This is a genomic window from Microcoleus sp. B3-D7, from assembly GCF_036705305.1.
Lineage (GTDB): Bacteria > Cyanobacteriota > Cyanobacteriia > Cyanobacteriales > Microcoleaceae > Microcoleus.
In genome coordinates this window covers 1-7,625 of record NZ_JAUBUE010000094.1, presented here as the reverse complement: position 1 = coordinate 7,625, position 7,625 = coordinate 1, and the positions used below count along the sequence as shown (strand labels likewise).

The 7,625-nt window shown below is 44.1% G+C and carries 5 protein-coding genes; 2 read left to right on the top strand and 3 right to left on the bottom strand.

Annotated elements, in window-relative coordinates:
* Positions 1 to 275 precede the first annotated feature (275 nt).
* Positions 276 to 1,649, bottom strand: a complete 1,374-nt coding sequence (locus QUB25_RS29005; protein WP_333188845.1) for an NACHT domain-containing protein — start codon at positions 1,647 to 1,649, stop codon at positions 276 to 278.
* Positions 1,650 to 1,896: 247 nt separating this feature from the next.
* On the opposite strand from QUB25_RS29005, the gene QUB25_RS29000 reads away from it, so the two are divergent.
* Complete coding sequence (locus QUB25_RS29000; RefSeq protein WP_333188843.1) at positions 1,897 to 2,739, top strand: SH3 domain-containing protein; 843 nt, start codon at positions 1,897 to 1,899, stop codon at positions 2,737 to 2,739.
* Between the two features lie 454 nt (positions 2,740 to 3,193).
* On the opposite strand, the gene QUB25_RS28995 is transcribed toward QUB25_RS29000, so the two are convergent.
* Together QUB25_RS28995 and purB are read right to left on the bottom strand one after the other, a co-directional pair.
* Positions 3,194 to 3,919, bottom strand: a complete 726-nt coding sequence (locus tag QUB25_RS28995) for a M15 family metallopeptidase (protein ID WP_333188841.1) — start codon at positions 3,917 to 3,919, stop codon at positions 3,194 to 3,196.
* Positions 3,920 to 4,215: 296 nt separating this feature from the next.
* Positions 4,216 to 5,511, bottom strand: a complete 1,296-nt coding sequence (gene purB / locus QUB25_RS28990) for an adenylosuccinate lyase (RefSeq protein ID WP_333054557.1) — start codon at positions 5,509 to 5,511, stop codon at positions 4,216 to 4,218.
* A 452-nt stretch (positions 5,512 to 5,963) separates the two neighbouring features.
* Between purB and QUB25_RS28985 the strand changes: the two genes are divergently transcribed.
* Positions 5,964 to 7,586: a dynamin family protein gene (locus QUB25_RS28985; protein WP_333188838.1), complete on the top strand. Its 1,623-nt coding sequence runs from the start codon at positions 5,964 to 5,966 to the stop codon at positions 7,584 to 7,586.
* The last annotated feature ends 39 nt before the right edge of the window (positions 7,587 to 7,625 follow it).

The window sequence follows — 7,625 nt, the reverse complement described above, 5'->3', positions numbered from 1 at the left end:
TTTAAATCACCCTAACCTTCCTTCAGTCTTGTCTTATGGTACTTTGGCTGCTTAAAAACTGTCCGGAGTATTGTTAAAAGATACACTTTTTGATGGATTAGAATTTACTGCGGAACAGCTATTTCAGACGGCAAAAATACCGCTAACCTTCTCTTAGATCCGGGACTTCCTCTAGAAGTAGAGACTCTCTGGATATTCGGCTTTTTTTCAGTGAGGCTTACTTAATTGCTAATTAATTTGCCAAATCCACATAGCAACTAACGAATAACTAATGACTAATGACTAATTTCAGCAAAATGTTTTTGCAATAAATCGTGAATAAATCGATAACGCCGATCGCCCGTTTTTTGCAGCAGCAGGCGATCTGTCGCAGCATCGAGAAAACGCTTGTAATCCCAAGGAATGTAGCCGTTCGACCACAGCACCAAGCGCAATATAAAACTTTCAATCCCCGGAATTCCCGGCAAAAAAGCACTAATTACCGCAGCCACAGCCCCCGCAATTAATCCCCAAATTGACCCGGAGACTAGGGTGGCAATTAATCCCAAAATGACCCAAATCAACCCGCCAACCAGCTTAACTCCAAACTGATACTTGCGCCGTTCATCGGCTGTTTGCAGCCAGCTAGACGGTATGCGATCGAGGTAAAATTCTTGAATTCCTTGCTGTTCCATCCTTCTGGCCAACCATCCCAGCCAGTGGCGAATTTGTTCCGGCCGCAGTTCCTTACCTCTGGGATACTGCTTGACTTGTCCGGTCATTTGGTGGCGAATATAGGCAGTTAACAGATATTTGCGCTGTTCTTCGGCAGAAGTTATCCGCTTCCAAGCTTCAATTAAAATATCGTCGTAAGCCAGAGCCATCATGCTCAAAAGCAAGGGAACTTTTGCCAACTTTAACAACTCCGGCTCGCGCTCAATGCTGTACCAAAGTTCGCGGCTTCTGGCTTCTTGCAGATAATTTTGAATTTGAGTTTCTGTTAAAGGTTTTAATAAAACTGCGGCTTGCAGGCGAAATCTAGTTTCGCAGTTTTTGTAAGCTTCAAAACTGCTGCAAGCTACTAAATGTTTGGGTTTAAATTCGCTTTCAACAAACTGATTGATTGCTTGAATACAGATATTTTGGCGGTGGGTTTCTACTTCGTCCAAGCCGTCGAGGAGAGGCAGCAATTTTTGTTCGGCAAGCCATTTTTTGCCGACACCAGGAGAGATGCCGTATTTGAACTGAAGTTGAGCAATTAACCAATCTGCGATCGCCCCGGATTCTGCTTTCCACGATCCGAGTTCAAACAGCACTGGTACTGGCAAACTAGCATCTTTTTGGGCGCGGGAAATTAACACCCGAGCTAATTCTAGCAGCGTCGTAGTTTTGCCTGCACCCGTGGCTCCCAAAATTACCAATTTGCCGCTGCTGCGATCGAACACTTTAGCAATGCTTGCTTTGGGAGGAAGCCGAAAACTCGGACGGTTGCCGGCTTTCACTTCCACATCCCAACAGCGGTTAACACCAAGAGGCGCCGAGTCTTGGCTGAGGTTGGCCAGCACAGCGGCGTGTAAAGACTGCGATCGTCCTGCTTGAACTTCCTGCTTCACCTCCTCCAACAATCGATCGCGGGGTGCTTGTAATCTCTGAAAAATCAATTTTGACATTTTATGTACCTCGCGCTGAACGCTTACCTTCGCAAATTTGCGCCCAAATAACCCAGAGCAAGATTACCATCAGTATAGGCGTCCAGTATATATTATTGACTCAAATTATTGCGGCACTTATGGAGCGGAAATTTTATATAAAAATCCTGACCCTGTGGCCCGCACTAGGTATTTCCACATAAATTAACTGGCGATCGCCCCAACTCCCAAACAAAAATTATTAGTATAGATACAGAGAGGGTTTTTTATGTCATTTACTAAGGGTCAAATCATCACAGTAAGCTTAGCAGGACTGGCAACAGCGGTGGGAGTGGCTGTTGCAACTATACAGTCGGGTGCGATGAAACAATCCGATCTTCCCCTTGCAGAACCCCCGGCATCCACCAGAAACCAGATTGCAGGGCCGACGAAGAACCCTGAATCTCGGCAACCAAAATCTCTGCAAGCACAAACCCAGGCTGCAGAATCTCCGAAATCCCAACCCCAACCTGCAAAAACCCCGGCTGTTCAATCCTCGCTAGTTGCAGGAGTCTCCCCGCGAAAAGTTAAGGCAGTAGTTGTCACACCGCCCAATTCGGGTTGCAAAATCACCCAAGCTGTAGTCAGCGATCAGAATCCACCGCTAAATGTGCGATCGATCCCGCAAGTAAGCGGCAGCCAAATAGTAGGAAAACTCAAAAATAATACCTTTGTTTCAGTCGCCGAAGAACAAAACGGTTGGCTGCGAATTACCGATCCAGTTCCCGGTTGGGTTGCGAAAAGACGCACCGAAAGCAGTTGTTCTAATGTCAACCAGCAGATTAATTTTCTGCCGGGAGGACATGAGGCGATCGTCAAAGGTCGAATTATCGGTGGCGGCAGCCACTCTTACCGGATTCGCGCCCGAAAAGGTCAAACAATGACTGTTACGAATCGGCAAGAAGTTTTCCCGCAAATTATCACTCCCGGTGGCAAACTTTTAGCTGGAGATCCTTATCAAGGCAATGAAACAGAGTGGACTGGAAAAGTCCCAGTAACAGGCAATTACACATTACAATTAGACTCTAATTTCCGGGGATATGAATACGAATTTTCGGTAAAATTACGATAAATGTGCAGGTTTGTAGCAGCGGTGTCAGCGGGTGCCATATTCGGTTAAAAATCTATCCCTTGCACAAAACTGAAAAACATGCTAGAGTCATAGGCATTAAAAATGCTAGCAAAAAAAAGAGGAAAAAAATATGAGTCCAAAAAAGATGAGTCCAAAAGATTATAGGACTCCATATGATGGCCAGCAGGTCTGGGTGTTCATGCGTGCAGGCTTTGTGACCCTTATAAGTATGGCCATACCAGGTATACCTATTTGGGTAATATTGTATATGTTTCCACTGTCGTCCATATTGTTTTTTCTGTACGATAGGTGGACCGAGAGAGATGACTACAACTAAGTTTGCTGTCCATCTCCAACCCCAACTTTTTGTCTATTCTTGGCAAGAGTTGGGCTTTTTTTGTGGGTTATGTCACACACTACCTTTTCCCCTCACGGGGACTGAAACCTTAGCAAATTAAGGAATCGCCCCAAGCGAGATATCAAGAATCGCAAATTTCTGCCAATCTTCCGAATCAAAGTGCCACCATTCTGTGGTTATACCGATAAATCCGTGTTTTTTCATGGCATCCTTAAGCACTTGACGGTTTTTCCGAGATTCCGCGCTGCCGCCTTGATAATCTCCGTGAGCTTTTTCGGTAAAATCATCGTAAGGTGTAGGCATTTCTAATTCTTTGCCAGTGCGATCGACTAAAGTCAAATCTATAGCAGCACCGCGATTGTGCCGCGAACCCCTAGCAGGATTAGCAACATAGCGCGGATCTGGCCAAGCTTGCCACATTTGCTTAGTGACAGAGAAAGGTCTGTAGCAATCGTAAACTTTCAAACCCAATCCGATTTTTTCCAAATCTGTTTGAACTAGCCCTAACTGTTGAGCAACAGAACTTCTCAAAGCGCATTTCGATATAGGGTAAAGCTTTCGTTTCAAGAAATTGTTAGTAGTGGCGTATCGGATATCGAGGCGAATGTTGGGATTTACGGTGCGGATGTCAACGAGTCGTGCCGAAGGGGGAAGTTGACTCATGAAAATACTTTCAGGTACTACAGGGTTTGGTTCTGGTTGGGTAATTTGCACTTGTGGCGGCTCCTGGGCGCGAATCGACCTTGTATAATTCAGTATGGTTGTAGATAGTAATATTAGAGCAAATACAATTAAATATTTGGTAAATCGGTTGAATTTCATAGCTCTGTTAAGTGGATATTTAATAGAGTTTTTACATTTCATATTTTGGGGAATTTTCGCGCTTTTCATGTTGTCTGCCAGCCCGCCAGACCGACAGGGGTTTCAACCCCTGTCTCATAGCTAAAGTCCTCTGAAGAGGACTAAAATATTTCTCTAAAACTTTTATTTTATGAGTCTTTCAGTCGGTTTTAACCGACTTTAGCTATGAGACGGGGGTTTAAAACCCCGGCGGACTGTGGGACAAGCGCGAGAACGCTCTCTTCTCTCTCTGAGTCATTTTTAATTGTTAATTGTCCTCAAATTCCCAAGCGCTGATACACTAAATCTAAGTGCCTCAATTGATACTGCGGATCGAAACAATCATCAATTTCTTTGGTCGTCATCTTAGCTGTTACCCGATCGTCCTTAGCAATTAAATTGTAGAAATTGCCGCCCGGTTTGTTCCAAGCTTCGTGAGCACAAGATTGCACAATTTTGTAGGCGTCTTCGCGACTGGTGCCTTTTTCTACTAAAGCTAACATCACCCGCTGGCTGAAGATGACTCCGCCGTAAAGGTTCATGTTTTGTTTCATGTTTTCGGGATAGACTAGCAGGTGTTTTACTAAGTCTGTGGTTTCTACTAACATGAAGTGAGTTACTGTAGAACTGTCGGGCAAAATCATCCGTTCTACGGAACTGTGAGATATGTCTCGTTCGTGCCAAAGCGCGACGTTTTCTAAGGCTGCGACGGCGTTGGCGCGGACGATTCTCGCCATCCCTGTGAGTCTTTCCGATCGAATCGGGTTGCGTTTGTGGGGCATGGCGGATGAGCCTTTTTGCCCTTTGGAAAAGAATTCTTCGACTTCGAGAACGTCGGTGCGTTGCAGGTTGCGGATTTCTACTGCAAAACGCTCGATCGATGCTGCTAACAGTGCTAAGGTTTGGACGTATTCGGCGTGTCGATCGCGCGAAATGACTTGAGTCGATGCGGTATCGGGTTCGAGTCCGAGGTTTTGACAGGCGATCGCTTCAATTCGCGGGTCAATATTAGCATAGGTTCCGACTGCGCCGGAGATTTTGCCGACTGCAATGGACGATTGCAAATTCACTAATCGGTCGCGGTTGCGAAAGACTTCTGCCAGCCATCCTGCTAGTTTAAAGCCAAAGGTGATGGGTTCGGCGTGAATTCCGTGCGATCGGCCAACCATGACGGTATTGCGATGTTGTTGAGCCTGATAGCGAATAGCTTGACTCAATTCTTCGACACGTTCTAACAAGATATTGACGCTAGCGACTAATTGCAGCGCCAAAGCGGTATCGAGCACATCGGAACTGGTTAAGCCGAGGTGGATGTAGCGGCCGGCATCGCCTACATATTCGTTGACATTTGTCAAGAAAGCGATCATGTCGTGGCGGACTTCGGCTTCAATTTCGAGGACTCGTTTGGGGTCAAAATTAGCCTTAGCTTTGATTTCTTCGACTGCGGCGGCGGGGATGTAGCCGAGTTCGGCTTGAGCTTCGCAGACAGCGATTTCTACTTGCAGCCAGCTTTTCAGTTTGGCGGTTTCAGTCCAGATGTTGCCCATTTCGGGCAAAGTGTAGCGCTCTATCACGGTGGGAGTTGGGGAATGCGATCGTCCTATTGTACATCTGCGAGGCGATGCAAGACTCAGAAACCTTGTTTCTCAAATAAACTCGGTTTTTGTAGTTTGGGCGATCGGCTACAATATCTTAAACCTCGTTAGCTGGCATTCTTCTCTATTCGCCAATAAATGGTTCCAAATGAATTGCCATTACAGTCTCATCATCCAGTGGTCAAAAAAAATCAACTTTTTGTTGTCAGTTGGCCTGAGTTTACCGATGTCATGCAGCCTTGAACTCACGGACAAACTTACGAGGAAGTGGCCAAACACGGACAAGAATTGTTAGAAGCATTGATTAAACTTTATCAAGAAGATTGCAAACCTCTACCAGAAGCTTACACGTTGGGGAAACGACTACAAATTGCTTAAAGTTATTATACAATCTCGGCTACCATTCACCATAAACACCAACTAAAAACCCTATGACTTCTAAATCCTCCAACCCAAATGTTCAAGACCTGCAAAGACAGGTGATTGCCCTGTTACAAGAAGTTAGCACTCTGATGGATCGCGCTACCAAAGAACTTAAGTCTGAGGATAGCTCAGAAAACAAGTACCAGATATATCAACAGGAAATTGCAAAGGAGATTGGTACAGTCACAGACCTAAAACTCAGAATGGCTATTGCCGCACCCATGAATGCTGGCAAATCCAAAATTATTAATGCCATTATTGGTCAAGAACTCCTGCCAAGTTCTGCTACAGCGATGACAACACTGCCAACAGAGATTGTATTGAAAGAAAATGCAGCAGAGCCGATTCTAAAATTGAGTCCTAGAATTTGTGAAGCATTTAAGAAAGCATTGGATGCTATCAGGCAGGAAATTCAGCAGCAAGGGATGGAAGAAGTTCTTAAGCATACTGGTGAATATCCGCATTTAGCAAGTTTACTCGAAGAAATCCACAGTGATAGAGATTTTGGAATTTCAGAAAAAATCTCTGGCAGTAAGAATATCAACAAGATCCTGACAGAGTTGAATCATATTATCCGTCTTTGCAATATTCTGGCAGTATCCCAAGATCAAGATCCTCTCCAGTTGCTCAATGACAATGACATTCCATCTATCGAAACTCCTTTTTTCAGAACACAGCAAAATCAACAACTAGAGAAGCTAGGTAATCTTGTAATTGTTGATACGCCTGGGCCAAGCGAAGCCGGAGTCAGTGAAAAACTAGAAATTGTAGTTTCCAAGCAACTTAAGCGTAGCCAACTTGTGCTGCTTGTCCTGAATTTTACTGAATTGAGGGCTGAAGCAGCCGAAAAAATTAAAGCAGAAGTTCAAAAAGTTATCAGAACAAGCAGTCAAGAAAATTTATATGTTTTAGTTAATAAAATTGATGAGCGTCGTCGAGGTGACATAGATACCGAAATGGTAAAACAATTTGTTGCTAATAACCTCAAACTGGCCAACACAGACCGCGTATTTGAAGTTTCTGCGAGGCAAGCATTCTGCGCTAAGGATTTTCTCCGTCAATCATCTCTCAGTAGTCAAGATATTAAAGATCCTGAAGCTGCCGAAGCATTAGCTAGAGAAGTCTGGCCTGTTAATTGGGAGGATGAACTCAAGGAGGCAACTGTAGATAAATTACAAAAGAGAGCGGTAAAACTTTGGGAAGTATCAAAGTTTGAATCTTTTCTGGAAGAAGCAATTAATGTAATTTTGCGACAAGTTGCCCCCCGCTGCATGGAGTTTGCATTGAATCGTTGTCTTATTCATCTCGATGATTTATGTAATAATGCAAAAAATGACCTGGCTTACATTAACAGTAATGCTGAAAAGCTCCAGCAAGCTATTGAGGATCTTAAGATAGAGCTTTCTAGTCTAGCTGCTTGCCGTCCGAATCTAGATGAAAAGGTTGCCCAAACAAAAAAGCAAATAAAGGAAACCGTAAACGCAAGCCTAGAAAACCTCAAAAAAGACGTAAAAAACGAACTTGACACACTATTGAAAAATTATGTTTTAGATTCTGCTAGAAAAGTATTTTCCAATTTGTGGGACGACATATCGGGTGCATCTCAGTTTTGCAAATCCCTGAAAAAATAGCTAAAATGAAAAAGCTAGTAAAACCGTAAAAAAAACGAT

Bases quoted from the DNA above. Each gene is read 5' to 3' on its own strand.
- QUB25_RS29000 (WP_333188843.1), top strand. From the start codon at position 1,897: ATGTCATTTACTAAGGGTCAAATCATCACAGTAAGCTTAGCAGGACTG.
- QUB25_RS29005 (WP_333188845.1), bottom strand. From the start codon at position 1,649: ATGTCAAAATTGATTTTTCAGAGATTACAAGCACCCCGCGATCGATTG.
- QUB25_RS28995 (WP_333188841.1), bottom strand. From the start codon at position 3,919: ATGAAATTCAACCGATTTACCAAATATTTAATTGTATTTGCTCTAATA.
- QUB25_RS28985 (WP_333188838.1), top strand. From the start codon at position 5,964: ATGACTTCTAAATCCTCCAACCCAAATGTTCAAGACCTGCAAAGACAG.